Raw genomic sequence first — 22097 nt, 5'->3', positions numbered from 1 at the left:
TGTTGATTCCCGCTTTCTCTCGATCGATCGGTCCCTGAAGACGCACCATGTTGATTACTATGCGATCCTGACGCGGCGCTACTGCGCCATCGCAGGTCCCGTCACGCCGTTGCGATTCAGAATGTGGCGCGCACCCGCGAGGCTCAGGACATCGTTGGTGCCGTCCTCAATCAACGAGGCGCGTGCGTCGCGGAAGAGTTTTTCGATTCCGTACTCCTTGCTGAGGCCGTTGCCGCCGAATACCTGGAGTGCGTCGCTCGTGACCTCGAACGATGCCTGCGTGCAGAACGTCTTGGCCGCGATCGCGTGCTCCAGTGATGGCGCCGTCGAGGTTTGGTTGTAGATCATCACGGCCCGTGACAGCGCCCGGCATGCCTCAACCTTGGTGAACATCTCGAACAGGCGCTTCTGGACGAGTTGATGCTCGCAGATCAGCTGCCCGCCCTGGACGCGCTGCTTCGAGTAGTCGAGCGCTTCCTCGTAAGCGGCGCGTGCCACGCCGGTGAACGCGGCCGCCATCGCCGAGTTGGCAAATGTGAGAGTCCGTTCGAGTTCGAGCTCGTAGCCCTCGCTCTTTGTCAGCATCCATTTGCGCGGAATCCTCACATTGTCGAAATAAATTTCACCCTGATTGAGCGCGCGTTGGCCGAGCTTGTTGAGCGGCTTACCCTTTGACACGCCCGGCAGGTTGAGCGGGACGAAAGCGATACCTCCGCCAGCCATGCCGGACTTGGGCTCGGTCGTCAGATAAAGCGCCGCGTGGGTCGCGATCGTCCCGTTCGAGACCCACGCCGCCTTCTGTCCATTGATCACATATGAGTCGCCATCGGCGCGCGCGACGACCTGACCGGTCACGCGGGGATTGTGGAACTGGGGCGTGCCCGGCACCAGTTCATCGGAGCCGTGCTGAGGCTCAGTGATCGCCCAGCATCCGATGAGACTACCGTCGCGATCGGCGATATAGGGCTTAACGAACTTTTCGTAAAGCTCTGGATTGCCGCTCGCGGCGGCGGCAGAAAACGGGAAACCCGTGGCCAGAAGGCCTATGGCCAGATCAACCGCGCCCCAGGACATCTCCTCGATCAGCACATGCATTCCGAGCCCACGCAGCCCCATACCGCCGATTTCCGTGGGAAGGCCGGCGACGTGGTATCCCAACTGGTATGCCTGTTTGAAGACCCTTCGTAGGGGCGAATCGAGCGCGATCACGTCGCGCGGATCGGTCATCCGGTCGAGCCCCACCGCAGCCGGGCGAAGGACGTCCTTGGCGAAGCGATGAACACTTTCTTTGATGGAGTCGATATCTTTAGGGAATTGGCCGTTTAGCTCGCGGTAGATGTCCATTCCTGGCTCCTCGACGGTCGTGCTGAATGGGATGGGGAAGGCGTAGCATAGGTTGTGCCCGAAATGAACGATCATTCAGTGCGGAGTTTTCATTCTTTGAGATGTATCCAATCGCCGCAATGATTCTTTTCGGGACAACTCGAGTGGCGCGGCGTGTCTAGGCGAATACGCGTCGCGGGTCTATAAGCTAAATAAACTTAGGGAGGAACCCACATGGCGACACTGTTATCCGGCGGATGTATGTGCGGTGCGGTCCGCTACGACATCTCGGCCAAACCGATGATGTCCGCGCTCTGCTACTGCAGGGACTGCCAGCGCTCGACCGGCAGCGCGTTTGCCTCGGTTCTGATCGTTCCCAAGGCCGGCTTCAAGCTGACCAAGGGTGAGATCAAGCACTTCGAGGTCACTGCCGACAGCGGAGGGAAGGCAAGCCGCGGGTTCTGCGCCAATTGCGGCTCGCCGATTCTCTCGCTCGTGTCCGGCATGCCGGACGTGGTCGTGGTCAAGGCCGGCAGCCTGGACGATCCCTCGAAGTTCGCGCCCGGCGCCAATGTCTACATGTCGAGCGCCCAGCCGTGGGCACCGGTGGGACCAGGGCCAAAGTTCGCGAAGATGCCGGGCTGATCCTATTCCGTTTCCGGCTAGCAATAGACTCGAAGGTTGGGGCTGTGTATTGCTGCAAGGTGCCGAAGCGAGAAACAAGAATATGGCTAAATCCGGTAATCGTGAAGTTGCAGTCGTGACGGGTGTCGGGCCGGGAACCGGCGCCGCGATCGCACGGCGTTTCGCGCTCGGCGGATATTCGGTCGCGATGCTGGCGCGCAATCGTGAGCGGCTATCCGAACTCGAGCGGGAAACCGCGGACACTCGCGGTTATCCGTGCGATGTCGCGGACGAGGTTCAGATCGATTCGGCCCTCGCCGCCATACGATCCGATCTCGGCGTCCCTTCGGTACTGATTCACAACGCGGTGGGCGGCGCGTTCGGAAATTTCCTGCAAATCGATCCGCAGGTTCTCGAGCGCAACTTCCAAGTCAACACGATGGGCCTGCTCCACTTGGCCCGCCGGCTCGCGCCCGCGATGATCGAGGCGGGCAAGGGCGTGATTATCGCAACCGGCAATACATCGGCGCTGCGCGGGAAGGCGAATTTCGCGGGCTTCGCTCCGACCAAAGCGGCGCAGCGGATTCTCGCCGAGTCTATAGCGCGCGAGCTCGGTCCGAAAGGGATTCACGTGGCCTACGTGTTGATCGACGCGGTGATCGATCTGGCCTGGACCCGAGAAATGAAGCCCGACGCGCCCGATGAATTCTTCATCAAGCCTGCGGCGATCGCGGAGGAGATCTGGCACCTTGCGCATCAAGATCGATCGGCCTGGTCTTTCAACGTTGAAGTAAGGCCGTTCGGTGAAACCTGGTGATTCGCTTCCGTCGAGCGCCGACGACGGAACAGTTTTCCGGCAGGTGAGTCATGAGCGATCTGCGGATTTTTTCCTATCTTCCGAATCCGCGAGTCTGGAAAGTGACCATCGCCGGCCGGCTGTGCGGCGTCGAAGTCGAGGTGCGAGGCGCATCAGGATCCCAGCGCTTGGACCCAAGAGATCGACCCTCGGCCTTTCAAGGAAAAATTCTGAAGCGAGGTTCATGAAAGCAATCCAGTTCAAATGGGCACGAGCGAAGGAAAGCAAACGATGAAAGGAACTCGACGAAGATTCGTACCCTTGGTTGCGGCCTTCGCTGTCACAGCACTCCTCTCGGCAGGCTCAGTAACCAGGAGCGACACCATATCGCAGGCAGAGAAGATGGAGAACAAGAGTCCCGGCATTGCCGAGACGAAAACCATCGCGGAGGAGGGGCTCATCTACGGCCTGCCCATCGTGATGAACTATGCGGTCATGTATGAGTTCTTCGTGGACCGGAACTCCGGCCAGTGGAAGGCCCCGTTCAACGAGATCCGCAACGAACACCGGGTCTTTACCTACAAGGATACCACCGTAATCTCGCCCAACAGCGACACGCCATATTCGGTGCTGGGGATCGATCTGCGGGCTGAACCCTTGGTGATCTCCGTTCCGGCGGTCGAGAAAGCACGTTACTACTCAGTGCAGCTTTGCGATTCGAATACGTTTAACTACGGCTACATCGGCAGCCGCGCCACCGGCAATGAGGCGGGCGACTACATGGTGGTCGGCCCTGATTGGCATGGCGAGACGCCCGCGGGCATCAAGAAGGTATTCCACTCGTCCACCCAGCTTTCGTTGGCGATCTTTCGAACGCAGCTCTTCAATCCGGAGGACATGCCCAACGTCGTGAAAGTCCAGTCCGGATACAAAGCGCGAGTGCTTTCAGCATATCTCCACCGGCCGGCACCCCCCGCCGCCCCGGAGATCAACTTCCCCAAGGTCAACGACGATCTGGTGAAAAAGAATTTCTTCGAGTATCTCGACTTTGCCCTGCAGTTCGCGCCGGCCGGTCCGGAGGAAAAGGCCATCCGCGCCAAGCTTGCACGGATCGGCATTGGTCCCGGCAAGACGTTCGATTTCAAAGACCTCTCCTTGGAGCACAAAGTCGAAGTCGGGCTGGGTATGAAAGAGGGTGAAAAGAAGGTCGAGAAGAAAGCCGCCACGTTGGGCAAGGACATCAACAGCTGGCGGGTCGGTTCCTCATTTGGCGACCGGGATTTTTACCACGGCGACTGGCTGCTGCGTGCCGCCGCCGCGAAGGCGGGCATTTACGGCAACAGCGCGGCTGAAGCCGTCTATCCCTTGGCGCGTAACGACGGCGCCGGCGAACCCCTCGACGGAGCTAAGCACGACTACACGCTGACCTTCGCAGCGGGCCAGCTCCCGCCCGTGAACGCTTTCTGGTCCGTCACCATGTACGACGGTAAGACGCAGTTGCTGATCAAGAACCCGATCAACCGGTACCTCATCAACTCGCCGATGATGCCGGGTTTGAAAAAGAAGGCGGACGGATCGCTGACGATCTACATCCAGAAGGATTCGCCAGGCGGCGCTAAGGAATTGAACTGGCTCCCGGCACCGGACGGTCCGATCTATTTGGCGATGCGTCTGTACTGGCCGACGACGGAGCCACCTTCGATTCTGCCGCCGGGAGAAGGCACCTGGAAACCGCCCGGTATCGTGGCGGTGAAATGACTTGCGCCTGAAGCGCACCGAGACAAACACCACAGGCGGAAGGTGCAATGCGAGACGTCCATGAATTGAGCGCTGAGGAAGTGCTGGAGCTGTTCAAGACGCTTGAATGCCCAACGCTTGGTGAGATGAACGGCGAGTACCGGGGCGAACAGCTCAGACAGCCCGGCATCTTTTCCACGGTGACCAGCACGCTCTTTACCAACAATCCCCTGTTGTTTGGGAAGTGGCTGTCCAAGTCGCTCCGCCCGGTCGATGATGGCTGCGGCCGTGGCTACAACTCGCTGATGCACTTCGGCCGTGTGACGCGACAGGGTTCAATGCGGACGCTCATTGCCCCATCTCGATTCGATGGTCGACCGGCGTATCAACTGGTCTATCGGGCCTATCACTCGATCTGCGGATTCGTGCACATGGTGGACGAGGTCCGGCGATTAGACGCGGGAAGGTATATCGGCATCGGAACGGTGGGATTCACCGATGCGCAGCGCCGCGTTCCGCTTCCCTTCCTGCTCACGGGACCCATAGGGCCCTACGGCCGCGACATGGGAAGAGAGAGAGTGGGATTTGACGTTGTCAGCGATTTGCCAGCGCTGGCCGGCTCCGCGCGGCCACTCGGTGCCGGCAGCCATCCCTGACCGGCCACGGCACGGGTCCGAACATCGCGTTGAAGCGGTTCGAGAACAAGGTGGCAGCGATCACCGGCTCCGGGATCGGCGCGGCCTATTTGCAACCGGCTGGGTGATATGGTCCTTTTGCAGGCAAAGAAGAACTCTACCATCGCTAACGGAGCTTTCGCTGATAAGAAAAAAGTTCTGGCCACATCGGCTTTCCTGTTCACGTCGGCTGTCGGAAAATGCACGAAGTGGGGGACCACGGAAATTCAGGTTAAAAGGAACTTGCACGGTACTGGTCTGTGTGAAAGCGCAGAGCGCGCTTCAAATCGCGCGACGATCGACGGCGCGCCTGCACGCCGCTGCGCAGAGGGAGATTCAGCGATGGCAAAAATTGACGGCGGCGAGATGCTGGTAAGGACGCTCGAGCAAGAGGGCGTACGCGAGATTTTCACCCTCCACGGCGGCCATCTTGATGCGATTTACGCGGCCTGCCGCGCACACGGCTTGCGCGTGATCGATACTCGTCACGAGCAGGCAGCGGCGCATATGGCTGACGGATGGGCGCGCACGACGGGGCGTCCGGGCGTCGCGATCGTGACTGCGGGGCCGGGAGTCACAGACGCGGTCACTGGAGTCGCCAACGCTTTCATGGACTCGATTCCGATGATTTTGATCGGCGGGCGAAGCCCGCTCGCCGACGATGACAAGCTGCCGCTGCAAGCGCTCGATCAGATGGGCATCCTGCGGCCAATCACCAAGTGGGCGCGCAGTGTCACGCATACCGAGCGGATTCCAGAATACTTGGCGGCCGCTTTCCGCCACGCGGTTTCAGGCCGCCCCGGGCCGGTCTTCCTGGAGCTGCCGATTGACGTGCTCTTCGCACGCGTTGATGAGGAACGAGTCGAGTTTCCCAAAGATTATCGGTGCAAAGAGCCGGCGGGTCCGGGCAGAGCTGCGCTCGCGCAGGCGCTCAACTGGCTTCGCGAGGCCAAACGCCCTGCGATCCTTGCCGGCGGCGGAGTATGGTTCGCGCAGGCGGCGGCAGAGCTGACGCGCTTTGCCGAGCTTACCAACACCCCGGTAATGACCAACGCCAAGGCGCGCGGCTCGATCTCCGAGGAGCATCCGCTATGCTTTGGAGGCTTCGGCGCGATTCATCCTGCGATCCATACGAACAGCGGCGGCAGCGCCGACCTCGTAATCCTGCTTGGTACGCGGATCGGGTTGTTCACAGGCGGGCGCAACTCGGTGATTCCCGGCAACGCACGCGTAATCCAGGTCGATATCGAGCCCGAAGAGATCGGGCGCAACCGGAATATTGAACTCGGCATTGTTTCCGATTGTGGCGAATTCATCCGCCAGGCCTGCGAAGCGGCGAAGAACGAAAAATTCGACCCTCACGCGGAATGGCTGGAGCGGTTGAGCTCGATCCGCAACGCAATGCGCCATCGCTTCGACGATGCGCTCAAAGACGGGCCCGGCCCGATTCATCCGGCGCGGATGGTGCACGATATCGCCAAGACCCTGAGTCCCGACGCGATCGTGGTCGCCGACGGTGGCGAGACCGCCGCCTGGATGTCGAACGCGTGGACGGCACGCCACCCGGGACGATTCCTGACGCATGGTTATCTCGGATGCCTGGGAACCGGCCTGCCGTTCGCGCTCGCGTGCAAGGCGGCGCACCCCGACAAGCAGGTTTTCTGCATCGTCGGCGACGGATCGGCGGGGCTCAATTTCTCGGAATTCCATACCGCGGCGAAGAACAACCTACCCATCACGGTCGTGATCAATAACGACCAGCAATGGGGGATGTCAAAGCATGGGCAGGAGCTGATGTGGGGCAAAGGCCGCAGCATGGCTACCGAACTCGGCATGGTGCATTACGAGCGCGCCGCCGAGGGTCTCGGCGCACAGGGTGAACTTGTCGAGCGCGCGGCGGATATCGCGCCTGCGCTCAAGCGGGCGCTCGCTTCGGGACGGCCGGCTTGCATCAACATCGTCACGGACCGCGACGTGATCGAGCCGGGCACTCTCGCGATGTACAGCGCCGGCCTAGCTGGTCCCGCGAAGGAGAAACCGAGGCCCGATGCCGGCAGCGAAAGCGAAACTACGCTGCCCTATTACGGCAAGCGCAAGCTGGATTGAAGAGATTGCGGCGCGTGCCCGTGATCGGGCCAGGCGCCCGATTGCCGTTAGGCTTCGGCCCGCATCGACGAGGCTGACCTATCCGTCACCCTTCGCCAACGCTCGCGGCGGTGCGATGATGAAATCATGGTGAGATGGCGCGTGCTCGCCGACGCGGTTGTGACGATCCATGCGGCTTATGTCGTGTTTGTCGTTTTCGGCTTGGCCGCAATCCTCATTGGTGTTGTGCTTGAGTGGGAATGGGTGAGGGGATTCTGTTTTCGCCTCTCGCACCTTGTGGCGATTGCATTGGTTTGCCTCGAAGCGATTTTGGGTGTGATGTGTCCGTTGACCACGCTTGAGGACTGGTTGCGTGCGAGAGCAGGACAGGCGCGCTACCCAGGCGACTTTATCGGTTACTGGACGCACCGCCTGATCTTCTACAACGCACCACCGTGGATATTCACTGCGCTTTACGCCACCTTCACAATCCTGGTGGCGGCGACCTTCTGGCTTGCGCCGCCCAAATGGCCGCGCCGCAGCGCGCACTCGGGGCGGCGCCTGACGAGCCACAACGGTTGAACTAGGCCATCGCCGCCTTCGCCTTGGGATCGGGTTCGATTTCTTAAATCCGATCACGACCTTTAGCGGCCTAGTTGCGAACGCGGCGTCTTTATCCGAGAATGGGACGTGGATCTGTTCCTAACCTTGCATCCACGACGGCACGTCTTCCGAGCGTACGATCCGGCGCGAAGGTATCCCCAATGAAGCAAATTCTGATCCTGGCCTACAAGCTTTTGGTCAACGACAAAGGCAAATATTTCGCCCTGCTGGTGGGAACCACCTTCTCGGTATTCCTGATCGTCCAGATGACCTCATCCTTCGCGGGCATCCTGACCAAGGCGTCGGCCACGGTGATTAACATTGGCGCGAGCATCTGGGTCATGGACCCCGCGGCCACAAATAGCGTCCTTAGCAACGTTCCGATGCCGGATTACGTCCTGGACGCGGTGCGCAGCATCAATGGGGTCAAATACGCGGTTCCTCTCTACTCCGGTACGGCGCTGGTGAAACTGCGCGACGGCACCTACCAGGCGGTCAGTGTGATCGGGCTTGACGATAGCAGTCTGGTTGGCAGGCCGAAACTGCTGGAGGGGGACATCGATGACATCTTTGCGGAGAACGGCTTCATCGTGGTCAAGGACGAGGAGTTTCCCAAGCTTGAAAATCCGAAGATCGGAACAGACTTTGAACTGAATGACTATCGCGGCGTCATCGTTGGCATCGCCACGGTCCCGACCGGGGCCCTGTACGGTACTCCGACGCTGTATACCACCTACTACAGGGCGATTACGTACATTCCGTCGATGCGGTTTACCATCTCATACGTTCTGGTGCAGCCAAAGGCCGACTCCGATATCCCGTATATTAAGCAACAGGTTACGCGGCTAGGATACCTCGCGCTGACAAACCACGAGTACCAGAATGCGATTTCGAGTTACCTTGAATACAAGACTAGCATCGGCACCAATACGCTGCTGATGACAATAATCAGCTTCCTCGTAGGACTCTCGATCTGCGGTCAGACCTTCTATACCTTCATTATCGAAAACCTTGAGCACTTCGGTGCGCTCAAAGCCATGGGAGCGAAGGGACGCGAGTTGGTCTACGTGATCCTTTTCCAGGCGGGGTTTACCGCGCTCGTCGGCTACGGTCTCGGGGTCGGTCTGTCTACGCTTCTTATAACTGCGGCGAAGCTGAGACTCCCGGAATATACCTCCCGTCTAACCTACACCAACCTTAGTCTGGCTTTCCTGATGGTCCTGATAATCGCAAGCATCTCCGGTTACGCGGGAGTACGCCGTGTGCTGAGAATCGAACCGTTCGAGATCTTCCGAGGTTGAAATGCCGAAGGCGGCAATCGCGGCCGACAAGCTCAACAGATGGTTCGGCGTAGGCGAAGCTAGAACCTACGCGGTAAAGGAAGTGAGCTTCGAGGCGAATTGGGGCGAGATGCTCTACATAGTGGGGCCTTCGGGCAGCGGCAAAACCACTCTGCTCAGCATGATCTCCGGAATTCTCCGGCCGAACTCTGGTTCGGTCGCAATCGACGGCCGGGATCTGTGGAGTCAGTCGGACGACGAGATTGCCGACTTTCGGTTGAACACCATCGGCTTCGTGTTTCAGGACTATCATCTCTTTCCCCGCCTTACGACCGCCGAGAACGTAGCGATTCCCCTCATTCTGCAGAAACGAAACTGGGGCGAAGCGCTTAGCGCCGCTACTCAATGTCTGAAGATCGTCGACCTGGCCGACAAGGCGCAACTTCCGCCGACCAAGCTCAGTGGCGGCGAACAACAGCGCGTTGCAATCGCGCGCGCCATCGTTCATCAACCCCGGATCCTTGTATTCGACGAGCCCACCGCCTCGCTCGATGGCGAGACGGGGCGTAAGATCGTGTCCTTCGTTAAGGCGGAAATCCTGACCTCGAAGCGCTGCATTATCATGGTCACGCACGACAGCAGAATCTTTGAGTACAGCAACAGGATCATGGAGATGGAGGACGGACGGATAACCGGCTTCCAGCAGGGGCAGACCGTATGAGGCCCAGGATAGAGCTAGTGCTCGCCTTTCTCGGACTGACAGCCGGCTTGATCGTAGCCTGGTTCTACGGGATCCATGTCGTGTCACAACCCCCGGCGTTTAGTCCAGCGGCAAACCCATATGCAAAAGGTATCTACGCGGAAGGCATCGTCGAGAGTTACCAGAACAACGGCGAAAACATTAACATCTATCCGGAGGTGCCCGGCAGGATCGTGGATATCCCAATCCACGAGGGGCAGTTGGTTCATAAAGGCACGATTCTGCTACGGATGGACGATTCAGTTCAGAGGGGGACGGCGGAGCAGCAGAAATCCCAGGCGGAAGCCGCGCAAGCCATGCTCGAGGAACTGCGGGCCGAACCTCGTAAGGAGACTTTCGAAGTCTCCGAGGCTCAGCTGACCTACGCCCGCGCACAGCTAAAGAACACGCAGGACGAACTCCAGAAGCAGGAGGCGTCTTATCAGCTGGATCCCAAATCTGTGAGTAAGTACACGCTCGACGATGCAATAAACGCCGTGAAGGTCGCTGCGGCAAACCTCAGGGTCGTGGAAAAGCAGTACGAACTCACCAAGGCCGGGGCGTGGATATACGACATCAGAAATCAGGAAAAAACCTACGAGGCAGACGAAAAAGCATACCTCTCTTCGAGTGCCCTGCTTGCGAAGTACACAATCACGGCGCCGGCTGACGGTACGATTCTCGCGATTCAGGCGGCGGTCGGAAGCTACGTCACCCCGCAGGGCACTTACGACACGTACACGCAGGGCTCTGACCCGATGATCGTGATGGGAGCGTCGGAAACGTACGTCAGCGTACGCTGTTATATCGACGAAATACTTATACACAGGCTGGCCCCGGGACCTCAGATGCAGGCGCGTATGTTCATTCGAGGCACGAACACCAGCGTTCCACTTGAATTTGTAAGAATACAGCCTTACGTCTCTCCAAAAATCGAACTATCCGACGAGCGGCTCGAAAGGGTCGATGTTCGAGTGTTACCGGTCATCTTCCGGTTCGCGAAGCCCAAGAATCTCGCAGTGTATCCGGGTCAGTTAGTGGATGTTTTCGTTGCCGAGAAATAGCCGCGCAAGTGCTCACCGGCGCCTGGCATCCGGTCGCTTACCGAAGGGGCTCTGCGTCTTTCTTTCGTGTTGTCTTACTGCGTGCGCGGTGGGACCGGACTTTGTCCGTCCCACAGCACCGGTGACTCAGCGCTACACATACGAGAAAGAGCCTGCGCAAACGATTGTTGCGGAGGGTGGCGCTCAGCGTTTCGAACAGAGCGCGAAGATCGCGGCAGATTGGTGGCGACTATTTAGCTGCTCCAAGCTGGACGCGGTGGTCATGCAGTCCGTCGCTAACAATCCCACGCTGCAAGCCGCCCAAGCCAGCCTGCGGCAAAGCGAGGACAACCTTCGTGCCGGCTATGGAATCTTCTACCCTCAACTCAGCGCCAGCTTCCAACCGACGCGCCAGCGGTTCTCACCGGCCCGCTTCGGGCAAGGTACAGGACCCAGCACCTTTAACCTTTATACCTTCACGACGACCGTCAGCTATGTACTCGACGTATTCGGCGGTGAACGACGCACTGTAGAGGGTTTGGGCGCACAAGCGGACGTTCAATACTATAACGCTCAGGGAACCTATCTCACGTTGTCGGGCAACATTGTCAACGCGATGGTGGCGGAGGCGGCGTACCAAGCTGAGATCAAGGCGACCGAACAGATGGTCGGGTTCCTGGAGGAGCAGACCAGCATCATCGGCGCGCAAGCGAGCACAGGCATCGTTCCCTACTCAAATTTACTCAGTATCCAAAGTCAACTGGCCGCAACTGAGGCAACGCTGCCGCCTCTTCGCCAGCAATTGGCCCACACCAGGCACTTGCTCGCGACGTTGGCAGGTCAGGCACCTGCGGATTGGGCGCCGCCACGAGTCACGCTTTCCGAACTCAAGCTCCCTGACGAGCTGCCGGTGAGCCTGCCGTCCGATTTGGTGCGTCAACGTCCGGATGTCCTGGTGGCCGAAGCCCAGCTACATAGCGCCAGCGCCCAGATCGGGGTAGCAACCGCGGCTATGTTACCGAACTTCAATCTGAACGCCGACTACGGTTTGAACAGCACCAAGCTAGCCACTCTATTCGCGAGTAGCGCTGCCTTCTGGACCATGGGGGCCTCCCTTGCTACCCCGGTGATCCAGGGACCCACGCTGTGGTTCCAACGAAAGGCGGCAATCGATGCCTATCAGCAGTCTCTGGCAAACTATCGGCAGACCGTCCTAGCAGCACTTGCCCAGGTTGCGGACGCACTGGATGCGTTGCAGCATGACGCCGAAACTCTCCGTACACAATCGCTGGCACTCAACAGCGCAGCCGAGGCGCTTCATCTTATACAGGCAAACTATCAGGCCGGCACTGTCAACTACCTGCAATTCCTAATCGCTGACTATCAGTATCAGCAGGCGGATCTTGGCTATATCCAGGCGATGGGACAACGTCTTCAGGATACCGCCGCGCTTTTCATCGCTCTGGGCGGAGGATGGTGGAGTGCTCCGGAAAGTACCATAGACAATTCATCAGCCGAGAACGCCGGCAGGAGCCTTAATACGCAAGCGAGCTCGCAAAGGGTCGGAGCGAATCCACCATAGGCCAACGAACTTCGAACGTCACGATCTGAAAGGGGCGCAGATCCAACTCGACAGACCCGTCGCGGCGCCGCGTGAGCTTGACGCCTTTCAAAGGCCGGCCAGCGAGATCAATCAATCGAGCTCTCCGGCCGTGGCCGAAGTTGAATCGCGCGATCTCCGATGCCTCAGAAGCGCTAAAAGCGCGTACGATGCAGGCACCCACGCGTTCCGTTGCGCGCGCGGTGGAAAACACTACTCGGGGATTGTCGCAGGCGCAAAGTCGACTCTCAGACACATCTATCGCGGAGCAAGCCTGGAAAACGCGCGGCGGATACGCATACGCCTGGCTTAACTGAACGACGCCGGAGTCTGCATACGAACCGCGCCAGGTCGTGATGGCCAGTTGAAAAAGATGCTGGCCGATTTCCTGGGCGTCGGGCGTCTCGAACTCCGGACCCGCATCACCACGGCGCATCTTCAGGTCTCCGCGCGAAAGCCATCCTATGCATCGCAAAAGCGTCAACAGGATTGTCGTACCGCCGGCATCTCGCCTGGCCTCGGTCTCGTAGATTCCACGGCTCATCATGGCCGCCGAAAACTCCGCTGATTCCACCGCGGTGAACGTCCGATGCGGCGCGGTCGGATAGATATCTTCCGTGATTCCCGCCGGCTCGGTTGGATCGAGCGGGCGGCGGACGATTCCGAAATTCGTATCGGAGAGCGATTCCGTGGCCGCAATCGGGGTGGATAGCGCGACGCGGATGCGATGGTCGCGCGCGCGATTATCTATCGCTGCCTCAAAATCCACACGCTCGAGTCCCGCATAGATGGTAGCCGTCAGTTGTATCGGAACCTCGACGGTCTGCGGTGCGCGCGCCGTGCGATCCACCGCGAGCGCGCACGGGAGACTGTAAACCAATGAGAGGGCCAGGCGGCTTCTCACGGTTCCGCGCTCGATCAGGCTGGCGGCGATCGATACAGGCCGCGAGATCGGCGCCGAATCGGCCACCGGGTCGAAGTTGTATTCGTCGCCGCGATCGCCGTCATCTTCGAAATAAATTTCAAGGCCCTTGTTGTTTTTCAGATCGTCGATTTTCAGGCCGCGCGGCGACGGGCTGAGCCTGAAGTATTCGTTCTCGATCGATTCGATCCCAGCCGCATTTGTCGGCGTATTAGCAGCGAGTTCGTCCGAGCGAACAAGCCGATAAAGGCTGAAGCCGGCCTGCGTGAGTGCGTCGTCGACGAAAGTGATTTGCGCCCGCGCAGCCTCCGTAGCCAGGATCCGAATGATCGCTTCGTCAGGCAGCTCAAGAATTCGCCGACGAAAGCTCTCCGGATCCAGGTCGCCCGCCGGGCTGCGGCTGACGAACACGCGGAGATCGAATCGGTTGTCCCCAACGCCTTCGAGTTCGAACCGGTTCACATACTGGTCCATCACCTGAGCGCCGGTGATCAAGCCTTTGAGGTCGGCCGCCTTCAACTCGATTTCGAATGGCCGCGCCGGCCGCGCGACATCGATCGCGACGGGAATCCGGCGCCCGTCGCTACCCAGCGCGACGTAGCTTGCGTGGGGATCCCCGACTTCGGTTTCACCCGTGATGAGCGCACGGCGAGCGAACGTCGGATTGAACACCGCGATCGCGGCTTCGCCGCCGCTTCGTGCTGAAAGCACGGCATCCGAGGCGCGGCGCGCCACGATCTCGCCGATCATTGCGGCCTGATCGAAGCGGTAGCGCATGTCCTGATGGACTTGGTCGATCGAGCATCCGCAGATCGAGTCGTGCGGATGGTTCTGAATCTGCATGCGCCAGGCAACCTCGAGCAGCGCGGTCAGGTCGTCGGCCTGATTCAAAGGAAAAGCGAGCGCGGCAAGCGGATCGGCAATCCGCTCGAGCAGGTATGCGTTCTGGAAGTCACGCTGCTTTATCCAGGCTCGTGCCGAGGTGACGCCGGGTATGAGATTCGAGCGGGCAGGAGATCGCAATTCTCCGCGGACGCGAGGCGTGCCGTCCCGGGGGAGCTCGGAAAGCCGCTTGGCGTAATCGTCGAGCGTGCCGACTTCAGCAGTGAATGGCGCGCGTCCGGCTGCTTCCTTAAGGCGCTCGAATACCAGTGGATCGGGTTCTGCGTGATCGTTGCCGTTCATCACCAGGATCGGAGCGCCGGCAGAGAACTCGCGTTCCCGCGCGGCGATCTCGTTCCCTCGCGCGATCATTGCGTCAGCCGAGTCGGTCGGCAGGCTGGCGCCGTTGGAATAGCCGAACGGCAGAAAGATCGTGAACAGCGAGCTGCCGTCGAGCGCTTCCCAGATGAATCGATTGCGGTTCACTTCTCGTCCCACGCCGCGGAAAACGACCGCCGCCTCGAGCCCGAAACCCGACAGAATCTGCGGAAGCTGCGCGGCGTGACCGAATTGATCGGGCAAATAGCCGGTTTGCGCGGACTTCCCGAATCGCCGCGCGATACGGCTGCCGATCTCAAGATTGCGAATCAGCGCCTCGCCGCTGGCAAGAAAGCTGTCCGCGAGCAGGTACCATGGACCGATTTGGAGCTTGCCGGCTTTCACCAGCTTCGCGATTCGGCGCGCACTGTCGGGCCGTACTTCGAGGTAATCCTCGAGCACTATCGTCTGGCCGTCGAAGTGAAAGCATGGGATCGCCCCGCTTTCGAGAAGCCCAAGCATCTTGTCGGTCATCGTCAGCAGCCGCGCACGCATCCGCTGAAACGTCTGATACCACTCGCGATCCCAGTGCGTGTGAATGACGAAATAAAGATGATCCATGAACCGCGCCTCGCCGGTTAGAGTCCCTTCGCGACGCATAGCGCCGCAACATCGCCGATACGCTCGCCCAACGCTGCCGGCACCACCTGGCAAGACCCCGCTGCCGCGGGCAAGGCTTCACGCGCCATCACCGCGCGTGCGGGTCCGAGTATCATCTCGCCCGTACGCATCGCCAGCCCACCGATCACAATCCGTTCCGGATTGAGGATGTCTACCAGAATCGCCAGAACCTGGCCGAGCCGCTCGCCCGTGGAACCAACGATTCGCCTCGCAACCATATCGCCGCGCTTCGCAGCCGCGCAAACGTCGCGAGCCGTGAGCGTCCCGCGATGGGCCGTCAGAATAGTACTGCACCCGCGCATCCGCGCGTCTTCGACGGCTCGCATCGCGACCTGCTCGATCCCGCCGCCGCTTACCCATCCCTCGGCTGAACCGCGCTTGTTATGGCCGACAGGGCCGCCGCGGGTGAGCCGCACATGCCCAATCTCTCCGGCGAGATCGTCAGTGCCGCGGTAAAGTCGCCCATCAACGATGATTCCTGCGCCAAGTCCCGTGCCCATCGTGAGGAAGACCATGTTGTCGAATCCATGCCCCGCGCCGTAGCGATGTTCGGCGACGGCGCCGGCGTTTGCGTCATTCTCGACGTTGCAGCGAACGCCGAATTGCCGTTCGAGGATTGCTTTGACTGGAACATCCACCCACGTGGCAAGATTGGGCGGCGAATGAATAATCCCGCGCAATCGATCAAGCGGGCCGCCACAGCTTATGCCCATACCGCGGATTACCGAACTCGGAAGCCCGCGCCTCTTCAGGATGGCGCCGATTCCCCTGCCGATCAGGTCGAGCGCGCGGTTGGGCCCTTTGGAGGGCAGGGTAGCAAACTGGAGACGCTCGCTAACATCCGGCAGCCGCTCCGAGACGACGATCGCCGTCTTTGTGCCACCGATATCGATACCGATCCAGACTTTTACGGGCACGCGAACTCGCCCTCGACCATTTTAGCAGCGGGCAAGCTGTATCAAACGACCACCATTTTCACCAGCCGCTGCTGCAAGCAGGTGGGTCTACTTTCCCGCAGCCACTGCTGATTCGGGCAATTCTTCCAATTTGGTCGATTCGTGGCGCGTAAGAATATTGTAATAGGGGTCGCGCAGCGCAGCAGTGAAGCCGGCGGCTTCGATGCATTTCACCACGTCACGGAGCAGTGCCTCGGTTGGGTCGGGCAAATCCTTGCCGGCCGCCGTGATGCAAGCGTTAATCGCATTGATCGACCCGGTGCCGCAGAGATCGTTTGCTCCTGAACGTAGCGCCCGACTCGCGACCTCGAAGCCCATCGTGCGCCAGACCGCGCGGTGATTTTCGATGTTGTCGAGTGCAAGTCGCGCGACCGCCACGTCGCGTAAGTACTCATTCACGACCGCATCATTATCGGCAGGAGGAGTGCTCCCGTTCAGGCGAGTATGCTCGAGGCGTGCAGGCCATATCTTGTACGCCGAAAAGCCGCAACCGTAACGCTCTAATCCGCGATCCTGTTGATCGCGTAGCGCGATCAGATGCTGAACGCGTTGTTCCAGCGTCTCGCCGAATCCGATGACCATCCCTACCCACGGGTTGTGGAGGCCGGCCTTCATCGCCGAGTCGATGATTCGCAACCAGTCTCCGGTCTTCATCCGCGTCGGCGCGGTGCGTTCGCGCACTTCGTCGACCAGGATCTCGGCCGCGGCGCCGGGCATGCCATCCAGTCCGGCATCCTTCAGCTCGCAGAGAATATCCCACGCATCGCGGCCGGTCAGCTTCTCCAGACCGAGAATCTCCTCGGGGCTGAATGCGTCAATGTGGATTTCCGGATAGCGCGATTTGAGAAACCGCAGCAGATCCAAATACCACTGAAACGGCAAGTCGGGATTGATGCCGCCCTCAAGCAGAGCATCGCGACCCCCGATTCGCCTGAGCTCGTCCATCTGATCCGCGATTTCGTCGAGCGTGAGTGTGAAGGCGCCCTCCTGGTGCCTGGCGCGATAGAACGCGCAAAATCTGCACGCGACGACGCAGATGTTCGTGTAATCGATATTCCCGCCGATGGAATAGGTCGCCAGCTCCGGGTTGCTACGGCGCAGGCGTAATTCGTGAGCCGCCGCCGCCAGATCGTTGGTGGGCAAGTCGTAGAGGCGGCGTATCTCGCCGGCGCTGAGCCGATGTCCGGCAATCGCGCGATCGAGCAGCTTGAAGGAAGCATCTTCGTGAGTTGATTGAATCATCGTAGTTCTCCAGTTTATCGTTGCGCGCCAACGGGAATATCTATGGTCACCGCTTGTCCGCGAACTCGGACCATGCGCTCATAAACTTATCGGCTCCGCCGCGCGCCATCTTTGCCAGCGCGAAGCGTTCATCGGGATCGAGAAGCGACCAGCGCTTCTCCGGCAGTCCAAGCTCGGCGATCAGCCGCGCAACATCCGGCGGCACTTGGCCGGCGTCGGGCGCATCGTCGTGCGCGGCGGGCTTCATGGTTCCGACGTCGGTTCCGGCGCGTCTCTTTACCGCCTCGCGCAGAAAGGCCGCCAGAACGTCGCGTTCCTCCGGGGAGCCGGCCGGGAAGTGGCAGATCACCAGGCGCTCGACCCGCGAGAGCGCCTGCCATTCTTTCAAATGGAGCTTCACACCGGCCAAGTCCAGTTTGCGCCGTACCGACAGCGGGATAAACTCGAGCGTCTCGTACAGCTCCTTTTCGAAGTCGAAGCGCCTGAACATCGGGCTCCCCTCGCGCAGATTACGGTGCAGCCTCAGTGAGTGCCTTGACGGTGAAGAAATTCTTGTCCACCGCACCCATGTTGATGTACCAGGACTCGCGCTCGGTGGTGTCCTGCGCGGGGAGGTAACACATCGTGGCGAATCCGGCGTTTAGATCATCGATGCTCGCGCCGACCTGGAATACGCGTTTGAATGGGTAAATCGCGATGCGCGCGTCCGGTACGGCGCGGTCGCGATATGCCATCCAGGTTATATAGTTCTTCCAGAGTTCACCGGCGCGATTATAGAAGTCCTGGTACATTATGCATTGAGCCTCGGCATCCAGGTACATGACATGGCGTCCGAACAGCTCGCCGGGAACCCGGTCCATCCGTGCGCGCCCCTCTACGATGTACATCCGGCGCGATTCCCAACGCTCGGGACATGCGCTGGCGCCGCCGTCGGTCGGGCAGGTGACTTCCGGCACGTGAGCCACGGCTATGGAAGCAAGCATGGATTTCTCGCCCAGGAGGCGCCAGTTGTAGTTTTCATTCTTGGCGGCAAACCCCTGAAAATTGTCGAGTGACCACGTAATCGCGCCGGCCGAGGATCCCAGGAACGCCTCGCCAAGCCTCCGCACTCGCCGACTCCCGGGGCTCCAGCCCCAGGTGTCGTCACCCTTGAGAGGATCGGCATATCGATAGCGGACGAAGCCACGGCCACGGTCCTCTTCCGGCGCCAGAAATGGATAGAAGCCGACCAGCAAAAGCCGCCCGCTGCTCAGGAAATCGGGGTCGGTGGGTATGGGCTCGACCTCGGTGCGGCCGACGAGGTTGTAACTGGCCAGATGGCCGAACTCGTAGTAGTCGATTGGAACGTACGGCCGATTCAACCCCTCGTACTCGCTGATGCAGCTGAAGTCGCGCGCATCATAATCGTCGGTGGAAGTGGGCCGAAACGTGTCGTTCCACATCAGCTTCGTTCCGGCAGTGGGATCGTTCGGATCGATGAACGGGAAGGGCAGTCCCGCTACGTATCCCACCAGGCTCCTATGGTCATTGGAAAGCCGGACCTGCGAGGAATATTTCTCGGTGGCCTCGCGATACGGCGGCGGCCATTCGATGCGTTCGCTTGGCACGATCTGCATGCTCATCCCGCGGGTTATCCTGAGATAAACTCCGGGCGACACCAGCTCCTTTGCTTTGTACGCGTTGCGGTCGGTGATGACGTCCCCGGGCCGCACCTGGGCCACGGCAGAGTTCGGCGCGGTAAGTTGGGCCAAGAGAGCCACCAGCGCGATCGCAATCAGTCGAACGAGCGTGTGCGGTGCGTCATTCGGTCTGTTGATTCTGTTCATAGGGTATCCGCTCCATACTGTATTCAGCCCCCGAGCACGTGCATTCCTACATTTCCGCGATCCGTTGACGCGGAACGGTCGACGAAACCGGGGGACTTATTCCGGATCGCCGCTTCCATCCGCGATTCAAGCAAATCCGGATTGACCGTGGGGCGCAACGCGCTCTTGAGATCGACGCCCGTGGGCGAGAACAGGCAAGCGAACAGCCTTCCATCCGCCGTGAGCCGGATGCGATCGCATCGCGCGCAGAACGGATTGGAGATTGTCGAAATTACACCGAGGCGGAAGTGTCCGTTCAAGAGATAGTAGCTTGCCGGTTCGTCAGTGCGCGCAAGCGGCTTGACCTCGAAATCCCGCGCCAGGAGCGCGACGATCTCGCGCTCCGTGAAGACCTTATCGGGACTCCAAAGACCGCGACTGTCGAGCGGCATGAACTCGATAAAGCGCAGAGGGATGTCGGCGCGATATGCCCAGGCAGCGAGCGCCGGAATTTCGGTGTCGTTGGTCCCGCGCATCACCACGGCGTTGAGTTTCAGCGGTAGTCCGGCCTCGCGCGCACTGTCGATTCCACGCAGAACCTCGCGCAGGTCGCCGCCGCCGGTGATTTGGTGAAATCGGGCGGGGGACAGCGAGTCGAGGCTGACGTTGGCGCCGTCGAGGCCTGACTCCGCGAGTTCGCGCGCATACCGCGCCAGCAGGGCGCCGTTGGTCGAGAGCGAGACGCGCCGAAGACGCCCGGCTCGGAGGCTCTGGAGCATGGACACGAATCGGGGAGCACCGCTGCGAAGGAGAGGCTCGCCACCGGTCAGGCGTATCTGCTCGACTCCGAAGCGAGCTACGAAAACGGCAGCCAGATGATGTAGTTCTTCGAGGCTGAGGACGACATCCCTGGGACCCCAGACCGGACACTCCGGCATGCAGTAGACGCAACGGAAATTGCAGCGATCGGTCAGCGAGATGCGCAGTTTCTTCATGGTGCGCCCGAATCGGTCGCGTAGGTGCGAGATCTCAGTTCGGACGGTTGCGCTTTCGTTATCTGGTTGCACGGATCGTCTATCCAATGCGCCGCGCGAACGGCGCGCCGATCAAGAGAGCTGCGGTTTGTGGCTTCGCTGTCACCATCTCAGAAAGGATAACCTCCGAAGCGCAGAAACCCGCCAACGACGATCGCGAGGCACGACGCGTATACGTTGTAGCGCGCCAGAGTCTTCATCCAGCCCGCATAGTTGATGGCGTCGGTACGGGAGCCCTCGACCTGCTGACGGGTGGCATCGTAGGGAAGTTTCACCACGACGCGCGGGCGCAGGTAGAAGGTCAGGATTGCGGCGGTGATTATCAAGGTGAACCAGATCGTCATCATCGTCGCCAGGGCGGCGCCGTAACCGGTGATGTAGAAGGACGGGTCGAACAACGACGAAAAATTGCCCAATCGCCACAGCAGCAGGGGTCCGCTCAGCGCGGAACCCATCAGGGCGATCCAGTTCAGCCAAGCGAAGTCAGTGCCGAGCTTGTCACCGAGCCGCGCGGCTTGGCCGGGCGGAATCAGATCGAGACGCGGGGTCAAAAGGAAATCGAGAAACACATTGGAGCCAACAAACACGGCCGCAAAAAGCATATGAAACGCGGCCAGAATTTGTAGGTCGAGAGAACCAGCTGCTTCTTTCACCTGCCACTCCGATAACTTCCGACTCGAATGGTTTGCACGTCGTCCGCGAGTGCCTGCGCGCATTCCGTTGGCCTGCCGCTCACGTGGACGGCGCGCCGCGCCCACTGGCCGCAATAGTCACACTGGTTGCAATCGAGCAAACAATGGTCGTCCTGGAAGAAGCGCAGGAACCCGTCGAGCTCCGCACTGTCGATTCGGACGGCCAACGGCTCGGGCGCCTCGCCGAAGAGCTTGTAAGGCGGCTGGATGCCGACGAGGAGGCGGGCGATGTCCTCGCAGTGCCTGGAGTAGTACGCATTGGCGACCATGGCGATCCAATCGGTGTGCGAGCTTGGTCCCTCTTCCATCTTTTCACGGCCGGCGATCTTGAACAGGTCGAACCCCAAGTCTTCGTAGACGGCGAGATCCTCGGGTCGGACCCATGGTGAGCGAAGATGCTCGGCGGCGTCGTTGAGCTTGAGCAGCGAGCAGCGGTAGTAACAGTAGTCCACGTAGTATCGGCTGGTGATGCTTTCCCCCGAATGGGAAATCATATTGGAGTGATACTGGCGGATAGGACAGCTCAGCAGGCACCCCTCGTTGACCACCAGCGAGAGACGGCAGCCGACCGCCTTGCGTATGGCCTCGAGACGGCGGAAGTCGCGATTAACCTGGGGATCGAGATGAATCACGGTGGCGCCCAAGTCTTCGAAGAATTTCGCCTTGCGGGCGTCATTGACCGATGCGAGCACCGAAATGTGCAGCTCGAGAGCGGGAAAATTCTCGCGCATCAGCTCCATCACGAACGGATTGGCCGTGACTACCGCCGCAGCCCCGATATCGACCAGCCATTGGAGACGCTGCAGCAGCTGACCACGGCCTTCTTCCGAGTATTCCTTGTTTCCCAGACAGGTGGCATTCATGACGTAGACGAGACGAATGCCGTGCTGCGAGGCTTGTGTAACATGAAGCGCTATATCGTCTTCGCTCGCGTCGGACAGCATCTGTGACGAGCGCAGCGTAGCCTCGCTCGGCAGGCTTCCGTAAATGTAATCGGGCTTGAACGGCGCAATTTGCGCGATGAGTTCGGGATCCCAATTGGTCGGCAGCATCAGTTTCAT

General features: G+C 60.1%; 19 protein-coding genes and 1 pseudogene. 11 read left to right on the top strand and 9 right to left on the bottom strand.

The features are described 5' to 3' along the window. Window positions 1-78: 78 nt before the first annotated feature. A complete protein-coding gene (locus tag ABR989_RS01680) occupies window positions 79-1419 on the bottom strand; it encodes an acyl-CoA dehydrogenase family protein (protein WP_428125327.1) in 1341 nt (446 codons plus the stop codon). Window positions 1420-1557: 138 nt separating this feature from the next. Between ABR989_RS01680 and ABR989_RS01675 the strand changes: the two genes are divergently transcribed. The 11 genes and pseudogenes from ABR989_RS01675 (at window position 1558) to ABR989_RS01625 (ending at window position 12486) form a co-directional block, all read left to right on the top strand. Continuing rightward, window positions 1558-1968, top strand: a complete 411-nt coding sequence (locus ABR989_RS01675) for a GFA family protein (protein WP_428125325.1) — start codon at window positions 1558-1560, stop codon at window positions 1966-1968. Window positions 1969-2050: 82 nt separating this feature from the next. Beyond that, window positions 2051-2764 carry an SDR family NAD(P)-dependent oxidoreductase gene (locus tag ABR989_RS01670; protein WP_428125324.1) on the top strand — a complete coding sequence of 238 codons (714 nt, stop codon included), beginning with the start codon at window positions 2051-2053 and terminating at the stop codon, window positions 2762-2764. A gap of 270 nt (window positions 2765-3034) precedes the next feature. Beyond that, window positions 3035-4501: a DUF1254 domain-containing protein gene (locus ABR989_RS01665; RefSeq protein WP_428125557.1), complete on the top strand. Its 1467-nt coding sequence runs from the start codon at window positions 3035-3037 to the stop codon at window positions 4499-4501. A 47-nt stretch (window positions 4502-4548) separates the two neighbouring features. Continuing rightward, window positions 4549-5136 carry a hypothetical protein gene (locus ABR989_RS01660; RefSeq protein WP_428125323.1) on the top strand — a complete coding sequence of 196 codons (588 nt, stop codon included), beginning with the start codon at window positions 4549-4551 and terminating at the stop codon, window positions 5134-5136. 66 nt (window positions 5137-5202) lie between these two features. Beyond that, window positions 5203-5373, top strand: a pseudogene (locus tag ABR989_RS01655) (GmrSD restriction endonuclease domain-containing protein); the annotation flags it as partial. A gap of 123 nt (window positions 5374-5496) precedes the next feature. After that, window positions 5497-7260 (top strand): thiamine pyrophosphate-binding protein, encoded by a 1764-nt coding sequence (locus tag ABR989_RS01650; RefSeq protein ID WP_428125322.1) that lies wholly within the window; start codon window positions 5497-5499, stop codon window positions 7258-7260. Window positions 7261-7401: 141 nt separating this feature from the next. Further along, complete coding sequence (locus tag ABR989_RS01645; protein WP_428125321.1) at window positions 7402-7821, top strand: DUF2784 domain-containing protein; 420 nt, start codon at window positions 7402-7404, stop codon at window positions 7819-7821. Between the two features lie 182 nt (window positions 7822-8003). Further along, on the top strand, window positions 8004-9143 hold the full coding sequence (locus ABR989_RS01640) for an ABC transporter permease (protein WP_428125320.1): 1140 nt from the start codon (window positions 8004-8006) through the stop codon (window positions 9141-9143). A gap of 1 nt (window position 9144) precedes the next feature. Next, complete coding sequence (locus tag ABR989_RS01635) at window positions 9145-9843, top strand: ABC transporter ATP-binding protein (RefSeq protein ID WP_428125319.1); 699 nt, start codon at window positions 9145-9147, stop codon at window positions 9841-9843. Next, window positions 9840-10925: an HlyD family secretion protein gene (locus tag ABR989_RS01630; protein ID WP_428125318.1), complete on the top strand. Its 1086-nt coding sequence runs from the start codon at window positions 9840-9842 to the stop codon at window positions 10923-10925. The genes ABR989_RS01635 and ABR989_RS01630 overlap by 4 nt, the downstream gene beginning before the upstream one ends. Beyond that, window positions 10903-12486, top strand: coding sequence for an efflux transporter outer membrane subunit (locus ABR989_RS01625; RefSeq protein WP_428125317.1), 1584 nt, complete (start codon window positions 10903-10905; stop codon window positions 12484-12486). Before ABR989_RS01630 ends, ABR989_RS01625 begins: the two co-directional genes overlap by 23 nt. On the opposite strand, the gene ABR989_RS01620 is transcribed toward ABR989_RS01625, so the two are convergent. From ABR989_RS01620 to ABR989_RS01585, 8 genes are all read right to left on the bottom strand, one after another. Then, the gene (locus ABR989_RS01620; protein WP_428125315.1) at window positions 12440-15247 is read right to left on the bottom strand and encodes a glycoside hydrolase family 38 N-terminal domain-containing protein; all 2808 of its coding nucleotides are present in this window, start codon (window positions 15245-15247) and stop codon (window positions 12440-12442) included. The genes ABR989_RS01625 and ABR989_RS01620 overlap by 47 nt on opposite strands. Before the next feature lie 17 nt (window positions 15248-15264). Further along, a complete protein-coding gene (locus ABR989_RS01615) occupies window positions 15265-16224 on the bottom strand; it encodes an ROK family protein (RefSeq protein ID WP_428125313.1) in 960 nt (319 codons plus the stop codon). 87 nt (window positions 16225-16311) lie between these two features. Next, window positions 16312-17505 carry a radical SAM protein gene (locus ABR989_RS01610; protein WP_428125312.1) on the bottom strand — a complete coding sequence of 398 codons (1194 nt, stop codon included), beginning with the start codon at window positions 17503-17505 and terminating at the stop codon, window positions 16312-16314. Between the two features lie 46 nt (window positions 17506-17551). Next, a complete protein-coding gene (locus tag ABR989_RS01605) occupies window positions 17552-17995 on the bottom strand; it encodes a nitrate reductase associated protein (RefSeq protein ID WP_428125311.1) in 444 nt (147 codons plus the stop codon). A gap of 19 nt (window positions 17996-18014) precedes the next feature. After that, the gene (locus ABR989_RS01600; RefSeq protein ID WP_428125310.1) at window positions 18015-19331 is read right to left on the bottom strand and encodes a DUF1329 domain-containing protein; all 1317 of its coding nucleotides are present in this window, start codon (window positions 19329-19331) and stop codon (window positions 18015-18017) included. A 23-nt stretch (window positions 19332-19354) separates the two neighbouring features. Further along, window positions 19355-20377, bottom strand: coding sequence for a GTP 3',8-cyclase MoaA (moaA, locus tag ABR989_RS01595; RefSeq protein WP_428125556.1), 1023 nt, complete (start codon window positions 20375-20377; stop codon window positions 19355-19357). A 77-nt stretch (window positions 20378-20454) separates the two neighbouring features. After that, window positions 20455-20997 carry a hypothetical protein gene (locus ABR989_RS01590; protein ID WP_428125308.1) on the bottom strand — a complete coding sequence of 181 codons (543 nt, stop codon included), beginning with the start codon at window positions 20995-20997 and terminating at the stop codon, window positions 20455-20457. Further along, window positions 20994-22097, bottom strand: coding sequence for a U32 family peptidase (locus ABR989_RS01585; RefSeq protein WP_428125307.1), 1104 nt, complete (start codon window positions 22095-22097; stop codon window positions 20994-20996). The genes ABR989_RS01590 and ABR989_RS01585 overlap by 4 nt, the downstream gene beginning before the upstream one ends.

The organism is Binatus soli (SeqCode) (assembly GCF_050015535.1).
GTDB classification, from domain to species: Bacteria; Desulfobacterota; Binatia; order Binatales; family Binataceae; genus Binatus; species Binatus soli.
This window is presented reverse-complemented; position numbering and strand designations above follow the sequence as displayed.